Raw genomic sequence first — 18410 nt, forward strand, 5'->3', positions numbered from 1 at the left:
CCTCACGCAGCTTCAGGCAGAGCCCCGACGGCACCCGATGCCTTCAGGGCATCGTATGCCGTCAGACCTTGCGGCTTGCCTTCGCTGACAATTCTCCTCAAATCACCAAGAGGCCACTCGGCCTGCTCCGCCTTCTGAATCTTCTTTGTTCGCCTTGGCTTAGGTGTTTCTACCGGGGCCTTCAGCTTTCCACCGATGACTGCGACTAGCTGTAGCGCATCCAACGTGGGATCTGCCGCTAGGGCGTCGCGGAGCATCACTTCGACAACGTCAGGTGCCAAACCCAATGCGCCCATTGCCGCACGAACCGATCCAAGTACGTCGCTAGTCCCTTGCGCACCGTTTTGCACATCTGTTGCCGGCAAGGCTGGAGGAGCCTCCTTACTAAGGTCATTATTCGTGACCGCATCGCCAAAAATTTGAATCACATGCTCTCGGAAAGGCAACAGATCATCAAATGCGCTAAGCGCTGCGGTGTCGTTCCTCCTACACGCATCGATCATGGGTTCGATCAGCTTAAAGTCATCCTTAACGACTTGCCGAAGCAGTGAAGGGGTCAAGGTCTCAGAGAGATTACGGACCTTCCGCAATCTGATAGCCTTCATCTGCGACAACATGAATAACTTGACGACCACATCAATGATCCCTTGGGACGCAACGTAGAGCTCGTCGCGTAAGTCCTGATCTAGCGGCGTAAATTCACGCGTCCACTGATACCTCCATAACCGGTCGACGAAATGCTGCCATGTCTCATTGTTCGGCATCCGCTCCCAGATCATGGAGCCGATTCCGCTTGCCCGCCTCGCCTGTCGAAACTTTCCCTGAAGCAGGCTGACGGCATTATTTGTTCCAATAGCGATCACTGGCACACTAATAGTGTTGACCAAGGTAACGAGAAAATTCAGGATGTCCTCAGCATCCATTCCATGCGTGCGCAGCAGATGCTGAATCTCGTCGACAACCAGAACCCCCAGAGCATGGATGCTTGCGAGGTGCGCCATGCGCTGCATGGCCAGGCCGACAGTGCGAGTGGAAGATCCGTATTTGTCCAGATAGTTCGTGCCCAGCACACGATCAAGTTCGGCGAAGAAATTTATGCACAACTGAATGGGACCACCCTTTTGAGGGCACTCCACCTTCAGCCAAGTTAGTTGGTGCAAACTGAAAGGTTTATCGTGGTAAATAACTTGCGGATACTGGGCTAGCGTGCGCTCAATGGCTGTCGACTTACCGATCCCTGAGTCTCCAAGTAACGCAAAACTGGCAGCACTATTGGGCACAGCGAATCGCCGCGTTGCTAGGTTACCTGTCTCCATGCGCGCAACGCTGTTTTGCAAGTGGCGCTGGTAGTCTCCCTGCGCAGGATTCCGACCGATGTACCCTTGCCGCAGAAGCATGCCAAATCGACTGGCGAGGGTCAGGTGCTGCTCAAGGGGATCAAAATATCGGAACAACCGCATGATGCAATGCGGCCGCACATGATCGGGAAACTGCCGCTCCTTGGGGTCGAAGAGTGGCTGCAACAGCAATCGATCGTAGGTTTCCTTCGTCGACCACAACGGCGGCAGTGCCGTGATGAATGGATTGTCCTGATACTCCGGCAATACAGCTAGCTGCGCGTCACTATTGGTCATCGTCTAGGCTCCCCAATATCTCGGTAATGCTAGGTTCAGAATAGTCGGACTTCGGCCACAGAGGAATAACATCCGCAACCTTCGGCGGCGGCGTGCGATCACCTAGACGGAATACCTCAGTCTGCCGATTCGCCAACTTTTCTTCCGCCCGGTTGGAACGGATATCTTTCGTTCTGGCACGGTCACTGGCCGTCGCTAAAGGCTGCGTAGCAATTGCTTCGCTGACGGTGCTTTCAATCTTCGCGGCAAGATCAGCCTGCTTGAATTGCTGATTTGGGGCACGGTCGGCGGCTTGATCCTTCTCGAAGAATCGCCTCTGCCCGATCTCCCAGGATGACATGCCTCGGTCTACCCGACTCCGCTCCGTCATGGCACACACAATAAACCCTTGCTCTGAGTCCGGGGCATGAAGATAGATATCGTCTAGGCAGCGCGGATCATAACTGATTAACACACGCCAACGCCCACGTTGCCTGGCTTGGTCAAACCAACGCTGCTCGACCGCCTCGGCGCAAGTGTAGAAGCATCCGTCGAAATAAATCCCGTGGCCAGTGACGCTCGCAGAACCTACCGGAAGCAAACTAAAACGGACGCGATCTTCAGGATAAGAGCGCAATTGGCCGCTTTTTTGAGCAACACCCCAGTTCCATAACTCGATGGGGACGGCCGGGACATCATCGGCCGCCATGCCAGGTCCCTTATCATAGCCTTTGATCTCATGATGATTGTTGTAATGAAGAACGCAGTCGATGACGATGCGCGTAAACTGGTGGAGATCCAATACGGCATCAAGACGGTAGTCCTTCCCGCCCCGCTCTCGGAAATCGCATTGGATATAGCCGGGGACATAAGGCTTGAATTTGGCCGGCAAAAGGCGGAACCGTTGCTCGACGATTCCTTTCCAATCTGCACGATAGGGAGCGGTGTTTTCGATACTGACACGGTAGTTATTCGCCAACGTCTCAATGTAACGCCCCTCAATCTCCCCACGGTCACCCAACAGCGCGGCTGGCAGGTGATGGCAGGGCCAATCCTCCAGTTCGATCTCCCGCCCAAACTGCCGACAATAGTTGACCTTGTCTGCAGCAGTGTTAGCCAATGCCATCATCGCGCCCACCCAAGAGGGGCCTTCCAGCCCGACATAGATTCCAACGATCATCCGGCTGAAGACATCGATGACGATGTAAAGGACAGGGCGCCCGATGATACGGTCCCGCTTCAGGCGGGATACTAGATATACATCGGCTAAGGTTGCGTCGATCTGATATCTGGCTCCCGGCCCCCATGTCTCCACTGCAGAGGTGGAAAGCAGACCGCGCATATCTTTATCGTAGGACCTGGGCCCAACCCGGCGCCGCTTGACGTCCATGATGTCCTGATCTCTCCCAAACCAATAGCGAAATTGGGTATCCGTAGGCAAACCATCTTGAGCGTAGGCGTCTTGGGGGACGTGAATGACATCGTTTGACTCGGGATCGATTCGCTTTTCACAGAAAAACGTCCGAATCATTTCGTCATACGCACCCTTCAGCGTAAACTTACTGCCGACTTGCGCGTAGTACCTGTCAACGGCAACCCGGAAAACCCTTCGGATATCGGGCGTGACATTGATGCCCTTCTGACCACCATAGAGGCGCGGCCGTCCGCGCTTCTTACCAGTGCTGTGGCGCTCCTTGCCCCGCCCTCCGGAATTCGCGTAGTCAGGCAGCAAGGCGTTCGGCGTTTGGCCCCGCTGCCAATAACGACGAAGATAGCGGTATACCGTGTTGAGTGTGATCTTGTGCTCGGCTATCGCGGCCTTTAAGATTTTACCTCGCTCATCCCTTTTGTATATTTCAGGTTCTTTATCAACAAGATTCTTGATAATGGACCAAGCGTCGTCCCGAATGGTCTTGTGGCTCGGAGGGATGGAAGCTTCGATCGCGAGCACGAGATAAGGATCGGGATTCAACAGACGTGCCCGCTTCTCTCGCACATCCTCGATTAGCCCGTCCAGCCGCACGATGATGGGTAGCGCCTTTTCCTCACACACGTCGATGATCGCTGCACCTGCGCTGTCGGGACTAAACCAGAGGACTCTAACGGTACGCCCTTCGCCCTCTTCGTAGTGCAACAAATCGTTCCTGAGCAGCATTTCACGCCCTCCGCCTTACTTCGCCACCGCCTTTGCGCGTTAGCGCCTGGGCAAGGACCGCCGAGGTATCGAACGGACGATCCATGTCGATCAGCAGTATCTTGGTTGCGATCAAGTGACGGATCACGGTAAGCCCCTCCCCAGAACCAAACCCCTGGGTGCTCTCCAGCCAACGGAGAAACTGTTTGATCGTCATCTCGGCACATGTCTCCATGCAGCCAAGCAGAGCGCGGCACCGATCCTGCCAGAACCCCGGGTAAGGTACCTCTAGCCCTTCAAGGGTATGCATCTCATGAACCCAGCGGATATTGCCAACACGATCTTTGTTCATGTCCCGCTCGGTAACGATGATCCAATCAGCTTCACCTTGCCAATACCGGCGGTCGATTTCCAACTTCTCGATCGTCCGAGCATCGTCGAGGTCATCACTTTTCTTAACCGGGATAGCCAGCGTTCTCCGTCCTTGAGCGGTCTGGATATCGACCAAGAAGTCAGTGGTCATCACGATGTCCACTTTGGTCTTAACGTCAGACGGATGGGCAACCCCCATCTCGGATGCGATCTGCCGCGTTTTCTCGCGATCGAGGGGAAATTGCTCCCGAATGTCCAGGACGTGATCTTCCCAGTCGAGTAGGTAGAAGAGTGCCGTTTCGATGTCGGAGAGAAGATGGTGCAGCCTGCCAGTTTTCCAGCCTGTGGGCCGTGCTGTTCGGCCCTGTGACGGAACATCCTGGATAGTTAGCCAGGGCTTGTAGCTCCCGCCCGCACCTTGGCCCCGCCCTTCCTTCAGGAATCGCGCAAGCGTGGCTTCATCGAAGCTATAGCGGCGCTTGGCCATGAAAAAGCCCCCAGTAACTAGATGGCTTCATCTTAGTCACTGGGGGCTAAATTACAACTTTATTATTTACATCACATCTTTATTGTCTAGTTCACATCTTTATTATTTTCTAACAGCGTCGGCCGCAGGCCGGCCCGGTCATTCCACGGTCACCGATTTGGCGAGGTTGCGCGGCTTGTCCACGTCGGTGCCCTTGACCAGGGCGGCGTGGTAGCTGAGGAGCTGCAGCGGGATGACGTGGAGGATGGGGGAGAGCATGCCGTAGTGTTCCGGAAGGTGCAGGATGTGCACGCCTTCGGATTCGGGGATCTCGGAGCCAGCGTCGGCAAACACGTAGAGTTCGCCACCGCGGGCTTTGACTTCCTGCAGGTTGGACTTGAGCTTTTCGAGCAGGTTGTCGTTGGGGGCCACCGAGATGACCGGCATTTCCTTGTCCACCAGGGCCAGCGGGCCGTGCTTGAGTTCGCCGGCGGGGTAGGCTTCGGCGTGGATGTAGGAGATTTCCTTGAGCTTGAGGGCGCCTTCGAGGGCGATGGGGTAGTGCTCGCCACGGCCCAGGAACAGGGCGTGGTGCTTGCCCGCAAAGCGCTGGGCCCAGGCTTCGATGGCGGGTTCGAGTTCGACCACCTTGCCCACGGCCACCGGCAGGTGACGCAGATTGGTGAGGTGGGCGGCCTCGTCGGCCTCGGAGAGGCGGCCGTTGACCTTGGCCAGGGCCAGGGTGAGCAGCGCCAGGGCGGCGAGCTGGGTGGTGAAGGCCTTGGTGGAGGCGACGCCGATCTCGGGGCCCGCGCGGGTGACGAAGCGCAGGGCGGTCTCGCGGACGATGGCGGACTCGGGCACGTTGCAGATGGCCAGGGTCTTGGTCATGCCCAGGCTCTTGGCAAACTTGAGGGCGGCCAGGGTGTCGGCGGTTTCGCCGGACTGGGAGATCACGACCACCAGGGTTTCGGGGTCGGGCACGGATTCGCGGTAGCGGTATTCGCTGGCAATCTCGACCGAGCAGGGCAGCTTGGCGATGGCTTCGATCCAGTAGCGGGCGACGAGGCCGGCGTGGTAGCTGGTGCCGCAGGCGAGGATGAGCACGCGACGGGTGGCGCCGAAGACGCCTACGGCGTCGGCGCCGAAGAGCTGCGGGGAGATGCCACCGCCGCCGGCGATCATCTCGAGGGTGTTGGCCAGGGCTTGGGGCTGCTCGAAGATTTCCTTCTGCATGTAGTGGCGGTACTTGCCCAGCTCGACGGCGTCGGCCGACAGGCTGGAGATGTTCACCGGGCGATCGACCGGGGTGCCGTCCTGCAGGGTGACGCGGAAGCCGTCGAGGGTCAGCTCGGCCACGTCGCCGTCTTCGAGGTACACCACCTTGCGGGTGACCTGCAGCAGCGCGGCGGTGTCGGAGGCGGCGTAGTGGCCGTCTTCGCCGATGCCCAGGAGCAGGGGCGAGCCCTTGCGGGCGACGATCACGCGGCCGCTGTCGGCTTCGCTCACCACGCCGATGGCGTAGGCGCCGATGAGTTCGGCGATGGTGGCGCGCACAGCGTCGAAGAGGTCGGGCGTGGCCTTGAGCTTGTCGTGGAGCAGGTGGGCGATGGCCTCGGTGTCGGTCTCGGAGGTGAACACGTAGCCCTTGGCCTGCAGGCCGGCACGCAACTCCTCGAAGTTCTCGATGATGCCGTTGTGGACCACCGCGAGGCCGCCGGAGATGTGGGGGTGGGCGTTGCGCTCGGAGGGCACGCCGTGAGTGGCCCAGCGGGTGTGGGCGATGCCGATGCCGGCGGAGAGGCCGGTGGCGTCGGCCTGGGCGGTCAGCTCGGCCACGCGGCCAACGGCGCGCAGGCGCATGAGTTCGGGCTGGCCTTCGGTCTTGAGGACGGCGAGGCCGGCGGAGTCGTAGCCCCGGTATTCAAGCTTGCGCAGCCCTTCGAGCAGCACGGGAACGATGTTGCGACGGGCAATGGCGGTGACGATGCCACACATGAGCGGAAACCTTTCGAAAAGGCCCGACCGCCAGGGCCGGGCCGGAAGATGAGGGAATCAGGCTTTCTTGATCTTGACCGGGCGCTTCCAGCCGGGGATGGAGGCCTGGCGGGCCCGCGAGACGGTAAGCTCGCCGGCCGGGGCGTCCTTGACGAGGGTGGTGCCGGCACCGAGGGTGGCCCCCTTGCCCACGCGCACCGGGGCAACGAGCTGGGTGTCGGAGCCGATGAAGACGTCGTCCTCGATGACGGTGCGGAACTTGTTGGCGCCGTCGTAGTTGCAGGTGATGGTGCCGGCGCCCACATTGACCCGCTGGCCGATGTCGGCGTCGCCCACGTAGGCCAGGTGGTTGGCCTTGGAGTGGTTGGCGATCACGCTGTTCTTCACTTCGACGAAGTTGCCCAGGTGGACATCGTCGCCCAGCACGGTGCCGGGGCGGGTGCGGGCGTAGGGGCCGATGGCGCAGGCGGCGCCCATCGTGGTGTCTTCCACGTGGGAGAAGGGAGCGATCTTGGTGCCGGCGCCGATGGTGGCGTTGCGGATCACGCAGTTGGCACCCACGCGCACGCCGTCGGCCAGCTCGACCCGGCCTTCGAAGATGCAGTTCACGTCGATCTCCACGTCGCGGCCGCAGATCAGCTCGCCGCGCACGTCGAGGCGGGCCGGGTCGATCACGGTGACGCCGGCGTCGGTGAGGCGGCGGGCGATGTTGCGCTGGTGGATGCGCTCGAGTTCGGCGAGCTGGGTCTTGTTGTTGACGCCAAGGGTTTCCTCGAAGGCGTCGGGCTGGGTGGTGACCACCTCCAGGCCGTCGGCCACCGCCATCGCGATGATGTCGGTGAGGTAGTACTCGCCTTGGGCGTTGTCGTTCTTGAGGTTGGCGAGCCAGCCGCGCAGGCGCTCGACCGGGGCGGCGAGGATGCCGGTGTTCACCTCCTGCACCTGGCGCTGCGCGGGGGTCGCGTCCTTCTCCTCGACGATGCAGGTGACCTTGCCGGCGTCGCGGATGATGCGGCCGTAGCCGGTGGGGTCGTCCATATTGACGGTGAGCAGCGCGAGCTGGCGATCGCTGGCGGCGGCCATCAGGCGCTGCAGGGTGGGCACGCCGATGAGCGGCACGTCGCCGTAGAGGATCAGGGCGATGTCGCCATCTTCCACCAGCGGCATGGCCTGCTGCACCGCGTGGCCGGTGCCCTGGGGCGGGTCCTGCCGGGCCCAGGCGAGATCGGGCGCATCGAGGGCTTCACGCACCACCTCTCCGCCGTGGCCATACACCACCACGATACGACGGGCCTCGAGAACGCGGGCGGTGTCGAGCACATGACCCAGCATGGGCTTTGCCGCGAGGGGCTGCAGCACCTTCGGCAACACCGAGCGCATGCGCTTGCCCTGCCCGGCGGCGAGAACGATCACTTCCATGGACTTCCTTCAATGCGGTTTGAATTTGGCTCGGGCGGATTCTAGCATGGGAGATTTTATGAAATTTGCGGCGCAGTTCTCGAATCGGGACGAGTTGCCGCCGGAGCCGTGATGCAACGCAACAATGATTTGATCTAATGCTAAAGTTAGTTTCAAGTCTTTCCGTAGAATCGGCGTGCTGCAAGGCAATAATTCAGGAAACATCATGACTACTCAAGCTCGCGATTTCATCCAGAACCGCACCTTCGACGAAATCGCCATCGGCGACTCCGCCCAGCTCGTCCGCACCCTGTTGCCCGAAGATATCCACCTTTTCGCGGTGATGTCCGGCGATGTGAACCCCACCCACGTAGATCCGGAGTTTGCCCGTTCCAGCCAGTTCCGGGAGGTGGTCGGCCACTCGATGTGGGGCAGCGTGCTGATCTCGTCGATCCTCGGCACCGAATTCCCCGGCCCCGGCACCGTGTACGTGGGCCAGACCCTCAAGTTCTGGCGCCCGATCACCATTGGCGACACCCTCACCGTCACCATCACCTGCATCCAGCGTTTCGAGCACAACCACCACCTGATCCTCGAGTGCCTGTGCGTCAACCAGGACGGGCTGAAGGTCATCGACGGCACCGCCGAGGTGATGGCCCCCACCGAGAAGATCAAGCGCCCGCGCATGGCGCTGCCCGAGATCACCATCTCCGACCGCCAGCAGCGCTACCTGCACGTGCTCGAGATGACCAAGGGCATGGAGCCGATCCCCATCGCGGTGGCCCACCCCTGCGACACCGAATCCCTGCGCGGCCCGATCCAGGCCCGCGACGCCGGGCTCGTCATCCCGGTGCTGGTGGGCCCGGAGAGCAAGATCCGCGAAGTGGCCGAGCGCGAGGGCATCGATCTGCACGGCGTGCGCATCGTCGACGTGCCCCACAGCCACGCCTCGGCCGAAACCGCGGTGCGCATGGCCCGCAACGGCGAGGTGGACGCCCTGATGAAGGGCTCGCTGCACACCGACGAACTGATGAGCGAGGTGGTCGCCAAGGAAACCGGCCTGCGCACCTCGCGCCGCATCTCCCACGTCTTCATGGCCGACGTGCCCACCTACCCGCACCCGCTGCTCATCACCGACGCGGCGATCAACATCGAGCCCACCCTGGAGGACAAGGTCCACATCATCCAGAACGCCATCGAGCTGGCGATCATGATGGGCGTGCCCGAGCCCAAGGTGGCCATCCTCTCGGCGGTCGAGACCGTCAACGTCAAGATCCGCTCCACCCTCGACGCCGCCGCCCTGTGCAAGATGGCCGACCGCGGCCAGATCAAGGGCGGCCTGCTCGACGGCCCGCTGGCCTTCGACAACGCGGTGTCCCTCGTCGCCGCCAAGACCAAGGGCATCCGCTCCGCGGTCGCTGGCCAGGCCGACATCCTGGTGGTGCCCGATCTCGAATCCGGCAACATGGTCGCCAAGCAGCTCGAATACCTCGCCGACGCCCTGATGGCCGGCGTGGTGCTCGGCACGCGGGTGCCCATCGTGCTCACCAGCCGCGCCGATACCGCCGAAACCCGTACCGCATCCTGCGCCATCGCCCAGCTGATGGCCCACAAACGTCGCCAGGGAGTCCGCCTGTGAAAGCCGTCCTCATTCTCAACGCCGGCTCGTCGAGCCTGAAGTTCGCCCTCTTCCCGATGACCCCGAAGCTGGCCGACCTGCCGCGTCTGTCGGGGCAGGTCGAAGGCATCGGCGCCGAACCCCTGATGACCGCCAAGGACACCAGCTCCGGCGAGCGCTTCACCGAGGCCCTCAGCGTGCCCGCGGGCACCGACCAGAACGGCCAGCACCGGCTGGCGCTGGAGTTCATCTTCGAGTGGATCAACCGCCACAGCCCGGGCGTCGAGATCGTCGCCGCCGGCCACCGCATCGTGCACGGCGGCGACCACTACGGCGCCCCGGTGGTGCTCACGCCGGAGGTCGTCGCCGAACTCGAAACCCTGATTCCCCTCGCGCCGCTGCACCAGCCCCACAACCTGCGGGCCATCAAGTCCCTCTTCGGGCTGATGCCGGACGTGCGCCAGGTGGGCTGCTTCGACACCGCCTTCCACCGCACCCGCCTGCCGGTGGCCGAACGCTTCCCGCTGCCCCGCGCGCTGTTCAACGAGGGGGTCAAGCGATACGGTTTTCATGGGCTTTCGTATGAATATGTATCGCGTCAGCTGCCCGACCTCCTCGGCGAAGAGAAGGCCCGCGGCGCTATCATCGTCGCCCACCTGGGCAACGGCGCCAGCATGTGCGCGCTACGCGACGGGCTCTCCCGCGACACCTCGATGGGCTTCACCGCCGTCGACGGCCTGATGATGGGCACCCGCACCGGCAGCCTCGACCCCGGCGTGATCCTCCACCTGATCGAGCAGAAGGGCATGGACGCCAAGGCGCTGTCCAACCTGGTCTACAAGCAATCCGGCCTGCTGGGCGTGTCGGGCCTGAGCCAGGACATGCGGGCGCTGCTCGAATCCGACGAAGACGCCGCCAAGGACGCCATCGAGCTGTTCTGCTACCGCGCCGCCTGCATGATCGGCCAGCTCTCGATGGCGGCCGGCGGCCTTGAGGCGCTGGTGTTCACCGGCGGCATCGGCGAGCACGCCGCGCCGATCCGCGCCCGCATCGCCGACTGGCTGGAGTGGACCGGGCTGCGCCTCTACCCGGCCGCCAACCAGCGCCACGCCACGCGCATCCACACCAAGGACAGCAAGGTGGAGGTGCTGGTGGTGCCCACCAACGAGGAATGGATGATCGGCCACCACGCCGTCAATCTCCTCGGGCTGGGCTGAGGCCCTTGCCCGCCCCGGTCATCGTCCGGGGCGGCAAAACAAAAAGCCCGGGTCACCCCGGGCTTTTTGCTGGCTGCGAAGATCGGCGGATCAGCGCGGCAGGACGGACGAACCCATCAGGAAGGCGTCGACCTCGCGGGCAGCCTGACGGCCTTCGCGGATCGCCCACACCACCAGGGACTGGCCACGGCGCACGTCGCCGGCGGCAAAGACCTTGTCGACGTTGGTGCGGTAGCAGCCTTCGCCGTCGGTGGTCGCCTTGGCGTTGGCGCGGGCGTCCTTCTCGACCCCGAAGGCGTCGAGCAGCGAGCCCACCGGGTTGGTGAAGCCCATCGCCAGGAAGGCGGCGTCGCAGGGCAGCTCGAACTCGGAGCCGGCCACTTCGGCCATCTTGCCATCCTTCCAGTCGAGGCGGACGGCCTTCAGGGCCTTGACGTTGCCCTTGCCGTCATCCACGAAACCCTTGGTCGCCACGGCGAAATCGCGGGTACAGCCTTCGTCGTGGGAGGACGAGGTGCGCAGCTTGTACGGCCAGTACGGCCAGGTCAGCGCGCGGTTCTCGGTTTCCGGCGGCATCGGCATCAGCTCGAACTGGGTCACGGAAGCCGCGCCGTGGCGGTTGGAGGTGCCCACGCAGTCGGAGCCCGTGTCGCCGCCGCCGATCACGACGACGTGCTTGCCCTTGACGTTGATCGGGTTGGCGATGCCCTGCTGGACTTCCTTGTTCTGCGGAATCAGGAACTCCAGCGCGGCGTAGATGCCCTTCAGCTCACGGCCCGGGACCGGCAGGTCGCGCGGCACTTCGGAGCCGGCGGCCAGGATCACGGCGTCGAACTCGGCCTTGAGCGCCTCGGCGGAGACCACTTCGGTGGCGTCGTTGTTGATGCCGGCGGGCAGGTTCTTGTCGCCAACCAGCACCTTGGTCTTGAAGACCACGCCTTCGGCCTGCATCTGCTCGACGCGGCGGTCGATGACCGACTTGTCGAGCTTGAAGTCGGGGATGCCGAAACCGAGCAGGCCGCCGATGCGGCTGCTCTTCTCGAACACGGTCACGTCGTGGCCGACGCGGGCGAGTTGCTGGGCAGCGGCCAGGCCGGCAGGGCCGGAACCGACGACCGCAACCTTCTTGCCGGTCTTGACGGCGGCCGGCTGGGGCTTGACCCAGCCGTTTTCCCAGGCCTTGTCGATGATCGCGTGCTCGATCGACTTGATGCCCACGGCTTCGGTGTTGATGTTCAGCGTGCAGGCGGCTTCACAGGGCGCCGGACAGATGCGGCCGGTGAAGTCCGGGAAGTTGTTGGTCGAGTGCAGAACCTCGATCGCTTCCTTCCAGTTGCCGCGGTAAACCAGATCGTTCCAGTCGGGAATGATGTTGTTCACCGGACAGCCGTTGTTGCAGAACGGGATGCCGCAGTCCATGCAGCGCGCGCCCTGCTTGCTCGCTTCTTCGTCGGTCAGGGTGACGACGAATTCCTTGTAGTTCTTGAGACGCTCCTCGACCGGCGCGTAGGCCTCGGAGAGGCGCTCAAATTCGAGGAACCCAGTTGGCTTGCCCATGTTACGCGGCCTCCAGTTCTTTCTGTTGTTGCGCGGCCATTTCGGCCAGCGCGCGACGGTATTCGTGCGGCATCACCTTGACGAACTTGCAGCGGGCGTTGGCCCAGTCGGCCAGGATGGCCTTGGCGCGTTCGCTGCCGGTGTAGGTGGCGTGACGCTCGACGAGCATCTTCAGCAGGGCCTCGTCGGCCATGCCCAGGTGACGCACGTCGACCCGGCCGTGGCCTTCGAGGTCGTCGCCGGCTTCGGAACCCTTGCGGGCGGCGAACTCTTCCTCGACCGGCTCCAGGGCCACCTGGGCCATGTTGCAGCGGGACTCGAAAGTGCCGTCTTCGTCGAACACGTAGGCGACGCCACCGGACATGCCCGCGGCGAAGTTGCGGCCGGTCATGCCGAGCACCACCACCGTGCCGCCGGTCATGTATTCGCAGCCGTGGTCGCCCACGCCTTCGACGACCGTGGTGGCACCGGAGTTGCGCACCGCGAAACGCTCGCCACCAACGCCGGCGAAGTAGGCTTCGCCTTCGGTGGCACCGTACAGCACGGTGTTGCCGATGATGATGTTGGACGGGGTGTCGCACTTGAAGCCGGCCGCCGGGCGGACGACGATGCGGCCACCGGAGAGGCCCTTGCCGACGTAGTCGTTGCCTTCGCCCACCAGTTCGAGGGTCAGGCCGCGGGACAGGAAGGCGCCGAAGCTCTGGCCGGCGGTGCCGTTCAGGCGGATATGGACGGTGTCGTCCGGCAGGCCGGCGTGGCCGTACTTGGCGGCAAACTTGCCCGACAGCATCGCGCCGACGGTGCGGTTGATGTTGCGCACCGGCAGTTCGATGTTGACCTTCTCGCCGTTCTCGAGGGCCGGCTTGGCCAGTTCGATGAGCTGGTTGTCCAGCGCCTTGGCCAGGTTGTGGTCCTGGGTTTCGGTGTGGATGCGCGGCACGTCGGCGGGCACGTTCGGCAGGTGGAAGATGCGGCTGTAATCCAGGCCGCTGGCCTTCCAGTGCTCGATGCCGGCACGCATGTCGAGGAGGTCGGCGCGGCCGATGAGGTCTTCGAACTTGCGGATGCCCAGCTGGGCCATCAGCTCGCGGACTTCTTCGGCGACGAAGAAGAAGTAGTTCACCACGTGCTCCGGCTGGCCGGAGAAGCGCTTGCGGAGGGTGGGATCCTGCGTGGCCACGCCCACCGGACAGGTGTTGAGGTGGCACTTGCGCATCATGATGCAGCCTTCGACAACCAGCGGCGCGGTGGCGAAGCCGAACTCATCCGCACCCAGCAGGGCGCCGATGACCACGTCGCGACCGGTCTTGATCTGACCATCGACCTGCACGCGGATGCGGCTGCGCAGACGGTTGAGGACCAGGGTCTGCTGGGTTTCGGCGAGGCCCAGCTCCCACGGCGAACCGGCGTACTTGATCGAGGACAGGGGCGAGGCACCGGTACCGCCATCGTGACCGGCGATCACCACGTGGTCGGCCTTGGCCTTGGCGACACCGGCGGCAACCGTGCCGACGCCCACTTCGGACACCAGCTTCACCGAGATGTCGGCGATCGGGTTGGTGTTCTTCAGGTCGTGGATCAGCTGGGCCAGATCCTCGATGGAGTAGATGTCGTGGTGCGGCGGGGGCGAGATCAGGCCGACGCCCGGCACCGAGTGGCGCAGGAAGCCGATGTACTCGGAGACCTTGTGGCCAGGCAGCTGACCGCCTTCGCCGGGCTTGGCGCCCTGGGCCATCTTGATCTGGATCTGGTCGGCGTTGACCAGGTATTCGGTGGTCACGCCGAAGCGGCCGGAAGCCACCTGCTTGATCGACGAACGTAGGCTGTCGCCGGCCTTCAGTTCGATGTCGCGCTCGACGCGGCTGGCACCGATGACTTCGGACAGGGTGGTGTCCTTGGCGATCGGGAAGAAGCGCTTCGGATCTTCGCCGCCTTCACCGGTGTTCGACTTGCCGCCGATGCGGTTCATCGCCACGGCGAGGGTGGTGTGAGCTTCGGTGGAGATCGAGCCGAGGGACATCGCGCCAGTGGCGAAACGCTTGACGATCTCCTTGGCGGACTCGACCTCTTCCAGCGGCACCGGGGCGCCGGCGGGCTTGAGGTCGAACAGGCCGCGCAGGGTCATGTGGCGCTTGCTCTGGTCGTTGATGATCTTGGCGTACTCCTTGTACGTGTCGTACTTGCCGGAGCGGGTGGAGTGCTGGAGCTTGGCGATGGCGTCCGGGGTCCACATGTGCTCTTCGCCGCGGACACGGAAGGCGTATTCGCCACCGGCGTCGAGGGCGTTGGCGAGCACCGGGTCGGCGCTGAAGGCCTGCTGGTGCAGGCGGATCGCCTCTTCCATCACCTCGAACACGCTGATGCCTTCAACCTGCGACGAGGTGCCGGTGAAGTACTTCTCGACCAGCGACTTCTGGAGGCCGATGGCTTCGAAGATCTGCGCGCCGGTGTAGGACATGAAGGTGGAGATGCCCATCTTGGACATGACCTTCATCAGGCCCTTGCCGACACCCTTGATGAAGTGCTTGGTGTACTTCTCGGTGAGTTCGGCGTCGCCCTTGGCGATCTGGGCCAGGGTTTCGAGGGCCAGGTACGGATGCACCGCCTCGGCGCCGTAGCCGGCCAGCACCGCGAAGTGGTGGGTCTCGCGGGCGGAGCCGGTCTCGACCACCAGGCCGGTGCGGGTGCGCAGGCCCTGGGTGACCAGGTGCTGGTGGATCGCCGAAGTGGCGAGCAGCGCCGGGATCGCGACGTTGTCGGCATCGACCTTGCGGTCGGAGACGATCAGGATGTTGGAGCCGTTGAGCACCGCGTTCTCGGCTTCGGCGCACAGGGAGGCCAGGCGCGCTTCGACGCCCTGCTTGCCCCAGGCGAGCGGGTAGCAGATGTCGAGTTCGGCGGAGCGGAACTTGTTCCCGGTGTAGCCGGCGATGCCGCGCAGCTTCGCCATGTCGGCGAAGGTGAGCACCGGCTGGGTGACTTCCAGGCGGTACGGCGGGTTGATCTCGTTGATGCCGAGCAGGTTCGGACGCGGGCCGACGAAGGACACCAGCGACATGACCAGCTGTTCGCGGATCGGGTCGATCGGCGGGTTGGTCACCTGGGCGAAGAGCTGACGGAAGTAGTTGTAGATCGGCTTGTTGCGCGAGGACAGGACGGCCAGCGGGCTGTCGTTACCCATCGAGCCGGCGGCTTCCTCACCGCTCTTGGCCATCGGCTCGAGGATGAACTTGATGTCTTCCTGGGTGTAGCCGAAGGCCTGCTGGCGATCCAGCAGGGAGGCGGAGAAGGTCGGGACCGCATCGGCTTCGGGCTCGGCACAGGTGTCGAGCTTGATGTTGATGCGGGACAGCCATTCCTGGTAGGGCTTGGCGGCGGCGAGGGACTCCTTGAGTTCCTTGTCGTCGATGATGCGGCCCTGCTCCATGTCGATCAGGAACATCTTGCCCGGCTGCAGACGCCACTTCTTGACGATCTTCTCGTCGGGGATCGGCAGCACGCCGGATTCGGACGCCATGACCACGTAGTCGTCGTCGGTGACGAGGTAGCGGGCGGGGCGCAGGCCGTTACGGTCGAGGGTGGCGCCGATCTGGCGGCCATCGGTGAAGGCCACGGCGGCGGGGCCGTCCCACGGCTCCATCATGGCGGCGTGGTATTCGTAGAAGGCGCGACGCTTCTGGTCCATCAGCGTGTGGGATTCCCAGGCTTCGGGAATCATCATCATCATCGCGTGGGCCAGGGAGTAGCCGCTCATCACCAGCAGTTCGAGGGCGTTGTCGAAGGCGGCGGAGTCGGACTGACCCGGGTAGATCAGCGGCCACAGCTTCTGCAGGTCTTCACCCAGCAGCGGCGAGTGGGTGCCCTTCTCACGGGCACGCATCCAGTTGTAGTTGCCACGAACCGTGTTGATTTCGCCGTTGTGGGCGATGTAACGGAACGGGTGGGCCAGATGCCAGGTCGGGAAGGTGTTGGTCGAGAAGCGCTGGTGGACGAGCGACAGCGCGGACACGCAACGCGGGTCCTGCAGGTCGAAGTAGTACTGACCAACCTGATCGGCGAGGAGGAGACCCTTGTAGTTGATGGTCCGGGCGGACATCGACGGGGTGTAGAACTCCTTGGAGTGCTTCAGCTTGAGCGCGGCGATGGCGTTGGCGGCGCGGCGACGGATCACGTACAGCTTGCGCTCGAGGGCGTCGGTGACCATGACGTCGGGGCCGCGGCCGATGAAGACCTGACGGATCACCGGCTCCTTGGCCTTGACGGTGGGCGACATGGGCATGGCCGGATCGGTGGGTACGTCGCGCCAGCCGAGGACGACCTGGCCTTCGGCGCGGGCGGCGCGCTCGATCTCTTCCTCGCAGGCGAGGCGGGAGGCGTGCTCCTTCGGCAGGAAGACCATGCCGACACCGTAGTCGCCGGCGGGCGGGAGGGTCACGCCCTGCTTGGCCATCTCTTCGCGGAACAGGGTGTCCGGAATCTGGATGAGGATACCGGCGCCGTCGCCCTGCAGCGGATCGGCACCGACGGCACCCCGGTGATCCAGGTTCTTCAGGATTTCGAGGCCCTGCAGAACGATGTCGTGAGTTTTGTTGCCCTTGATATGTGCGATGAAGCCGACACCACAGGCGTCATGTTCGTTGGCGGGGTCGTACAGACCCTGCTCCAGGGGAAGATCCATCTTGTTTTTCCTCGACACAACACACACCGGCGTTCGCGTTGCTGTAACGCCGGACCTTCAAACTGCGGAAAACGCCCCGTCCGAACCGTGAAAAAGCCGGCAAAGCATGGCCGGCCGGCTACGCGTGATCCCGACGAGGAGACCGTTCAAACACATTGGGCGAGGGTCGAATATACCGCTGCAGGTGCCCGTCCTTCAAGGATTTTTTGCGCTGCCGCAAGGCTGGCGCGGCGCGATCAGATTTCGCCGACGGCAAACAGGCGCCGATGTTCCTTCATGGCATAGCGGTCGGTCATGCCGGCGATGTAGTCGGCGATGGCCCGCGGCTTGTCGGCCCGGGCCATCTGCTGGTACTGGGGCGGCAGCAGGCGCGGGTCGTTCATGAAGGCGCCGAAGAGGTCGTGGATGATGCGCCGGGCCTTGTCGGTCATGCGCAGCACCTGGTAGTGGTGGTAGAGGTTGTCGCGGAGGAAGGTCTTGAGGATGCGCAGTTCGGGCAGCAGTTCGGCGCTGTAGGCCACCAGCCGCGGTGCGCTGCGCACGTCGTCGAGGCTGGACACCGCCGCGGTGGCGATGTTGCGGCGGGTCTGCTCGATGAGGTCCACGGCCATCAGGTTGATCATCCGCCGGATGGTCTCGTGGATGAGCCGGCGGCCGGCCAGGCTGGGGTAGGCGGCTTCGACGGCGCGCCGGTTGCGGGCAAAGATCGGCACCGCGTCGAGCTGTTCGAGGCTGATGAGCCCCGAGCGCAGACCGTCGTCCACGTCGTGGTTGTTGTAGGCGATCTCGTCGGCGAGGTTGGCGAGCTGGGCTTCGAGGGACGGCTGGCGCCCCTCGATAAAGCGCCGGCCAATGTCGCCCAGCAGCTCGGCGTTCTTGGGCGAGCAGTGCTTGAGGATGCCTTCCCGGGTTTCGTGGAGCAGGTTGAGGCCGTTGAACTCAGCGTAGCTCTCTTCGAGCAGATCGACGGTGCGCAGGGACTGCAGGTTGTGCTCGAAGCCGCCAAAATCCTTCATGCAGCCGTTGAGCGCCTCCTGGCCGGCGTGGCCGAAGGGCGTGTGGCCCAGATCGTGGGACAGGGCAACGGCCTCGGCCAGATCCTCGTTGAGGCGCAGCGCCCGGGCGATCGAGCGGGTGATCTGGGCGACCTCGATGCTGTGGGTGAGGCGGGTGCGGAACAGATCGCCCTCGTGGTTCACGAAGACCTGGGTCTTGTATTCGAGCCGGCGGAAGGCCGTGCTGTGGACGATGCGATCCCGGTCGCGCTGGAATTCGCCCCGGGCGAGGGGCGGCGGCTCGGGCAGCTGGCGCCCGCGGGAGTTGGCTTCGGTGACGGCGTAGGGCGCGAGATCGGTCATG

At 63.5% G+C, this 18410-nt stretch carries 10 protein-coding genes; 2 read left to right on the plus strand and 8 right to left on the minus strand.

The window, feature by feature from the left end; all coding sequences use genetic code 11:
- Positions 1–2 precede the first annotated feature (2 nt).
- From ACE3N6_RS04335 to glmU, 5 genes are all read right to left on the minus strand, one after another.
- Positions 3–1634: an ATP-binding protein gene (locus ACE3N6_RS04335; RefSeq protein ID WP_374243950.1), complete on the minus strand. Its 1632-nt coding sequence runs from the start codon at positions 1632–1634 to the stop codon at positions 3–5.
- Positions 1624–3768 carry a Mu transposase C-terminal domain-containing protein gene (locus ACE3N6_RS04340; RefSeq protein ID WP_374243951.1) on the minus strand — a complete coding sequence of 715 codons (2145 nt, stop codon included), beginning with the start codon at positions 3766–3768 and terminating at the stop codon, positions 1624–1626. Before ACE3N6_RS04340 ends, ACE3N6_RS04335 begins: the two co-directional genes overlap by 11 nt.
- 1 nt (position 3769) lies before the next feature.
- Positions 3770–4606, minus strand: a complete 837-nt coding sequence (locus ACE3N6_RS04345) for a TnsA endonuclease N-terminal domain-containing protein (RefSeq protein WP_374243952.1) — start codon at positions 4604–4606, stop codon at positions 3770–3772.
- A gap of 138 nt (positions 4607–4744) precedes the next feature.
- The gene (gene glmS, locus ACE3N6_RS04350; RefSeq protein ID WP_374243953.1) at positions 4745–6583 is read right to left on the minus strand and encodes a glutamine--fructose-6-phosphate transaminase (isomerizing); all 1839 of its coding nucleotides are present in this window, start codon (positions 6581–6583) and stop codon (positions 4745–4747) included.
- A gap of 57 nt (positions 6584–6640) precedes the next feature.
- A complete protein-coding gene (gene glmU / locus ACE3N6_RS04355) occupies positions 6641–8002 on the minus strand; it encodes a bifunctional UDP-N-acetylglucosamine diphosphorylase/glucosamine-1-phosphate N-acetyltransferase GlmU (RefSeq protein ID WP_374243954.1) in 1362 nt (453 codons plus the stop codon).
- A 205-nt stretch (positions 8003–8207) separates the two neighbouring features.
- Here glmU and ACE3N6_RS04360 point away from each other — a divergent pair, with 205 nt between their 5' ends.
- Together ACE3N6_RS04360 and ACE3N6_RS04365 are read left to right on the plus strand one after the other, a co-directional pair.
- Positions 8208–9620, plus strand: a complete 1413-nt coding sequence (locus ACE3N6_RS04360; protein ID WP_374243955.1) for a bifunctional enoyl-CoA hydratase/phosphate acetyltransferase — start codon at positions 8208–8210, stop codon at positions 9618–9620.
- Complete coding sequence (locus ACE3N6_RS04365; RefSeq protein WP_374243956.1) at positions 9617–10816, plus strand: acetate/propionate family kinase; 1200 nt, start codon at positions 9617–9619, stop codon at positions 10814–10816. The genes ACE3N6_RS04360 and ACE3N6_RS04365 overlap by 4 nt, the downstream gene beginning before the upstream one ends.
- 90 nt (positions 10817–10906) lie before the next feature.
- On the opposite strand, the gene ACE3N6_RS04370 is transcribed toward ACE3N6_RS04365, so the two are convergent.
- The 3 genes from ACE3N6_RS04370 to ACE3N6_RS04380 form a co-directional block, all read right to left on the minus strand.
- The gene (locus ACE3N6_RS04370; protein ID WP_374243957.1) at positions 10907–12373 is read right to left on the minus strand and encodes a glutamate synthase subunit beta; all 1467 of its coding nucleotides are present in this window, start codon (positions 12371–12373) and stop codon (positions 10907–10909) included.
- Between the two features lies 1 nt (position 12374).
- Positions 12375–17051 (minus strand): glutamate synthase-related protein, encoded by a 4677-nt coding sequence (locus tag ACE3N6_RS04375; RefSeq protein ID WP_374243958.1) that lies wholly within the window; start codon positions 17049–17051, stop codon positions 12375–12377.
- A 236-nt stretch (positions 17052–17287) separates the two neighbouring features.
- Positions 17288–18409: a deoxyguanosinetriphosphate triphosphohydrolase gene (locus ACE3N6_RS04380; RefSeq protein WP_374243959.1), complete on the minus strand. Its 1122-nt coding sequence runs from the start codon at positions 18407–18409 to the stop codon at positions 17288–17290.
- Position 18410: the final 1 nt, after the last annotated feature.

The sequence above is a fragment of the Zoogloea sp. genome (assembly GCF_041904905.1).
Classification (GTDB): Bacteria; Pseudomonadota; Gammaproteobacteria; order Burkholderiales; family Rhodocyclaceae; genus Zoogloea.

Coding starts and splice junctions, on each gene's coding strand:
- ACE3N6_RS04335 (WP_374243950.1), bottom strand. CDS start 1,634: ATGACCAATAGTGACGCGCAGCTAGCTGTATTGCCGGAGTATCAGGAC.
- ACE3N6_RS04340 (WP_374243951.1), bottom strand. CDS start 3,768: ATGCTGCTCAGGAACGATTTGTTGCACTACGAAGAGGGCGAAGGGCGT.
- ACE3N6_RS04345 (WP_374243952.1), bottom strand. CDS start 4,606: ATGGCCAAGCGCCGCTATAGCTTCGATGAAGCCACGCTTGCGCGATTC.
- glmS (WP_374243953.1), bottom strand. CDS start 6,583: ATGTGTGGCATCGTCACCGCCATTGCCCGTCGCAACATCGTTCCCGTG.
- glmU (WP_374243954.1), bottom strand. CDS start 8,002: ATGGAAGTGATCGTTCTCGCCGCCGGGCAGGGCAAGCGCATGCGCTCG.
- ACE3N6_RS04360 (WP_374243955.1), top strand. CDS start 8,208: ATGACTACTCAAGCTCGCGATTTCATCCAGAACCGCACCTTCGACGAA.
- ACE3N6_RS04370 (WP_374243957.1), bottom strand. CDS start 12,373: ATGGGCAAGCCAACTGGGTTCCTCGAATTTGAGCGCCTCTCCGAGGCC.
- ACE3N6_RS04375 (WP_374243958.1), bottom strand. CDS start 17,051: ATGGATCTTCCCCTGGAGCAGGGTCTGTACGACCCCGCCAACGAACAT.
- ACE3N6_RS04380 (WP_374243959.1), bottom strand. CDS start 18,409: ATGACCGATCTCGCGCCCTACGCCGTCACCGAAGCCAACTCCCGCGGG.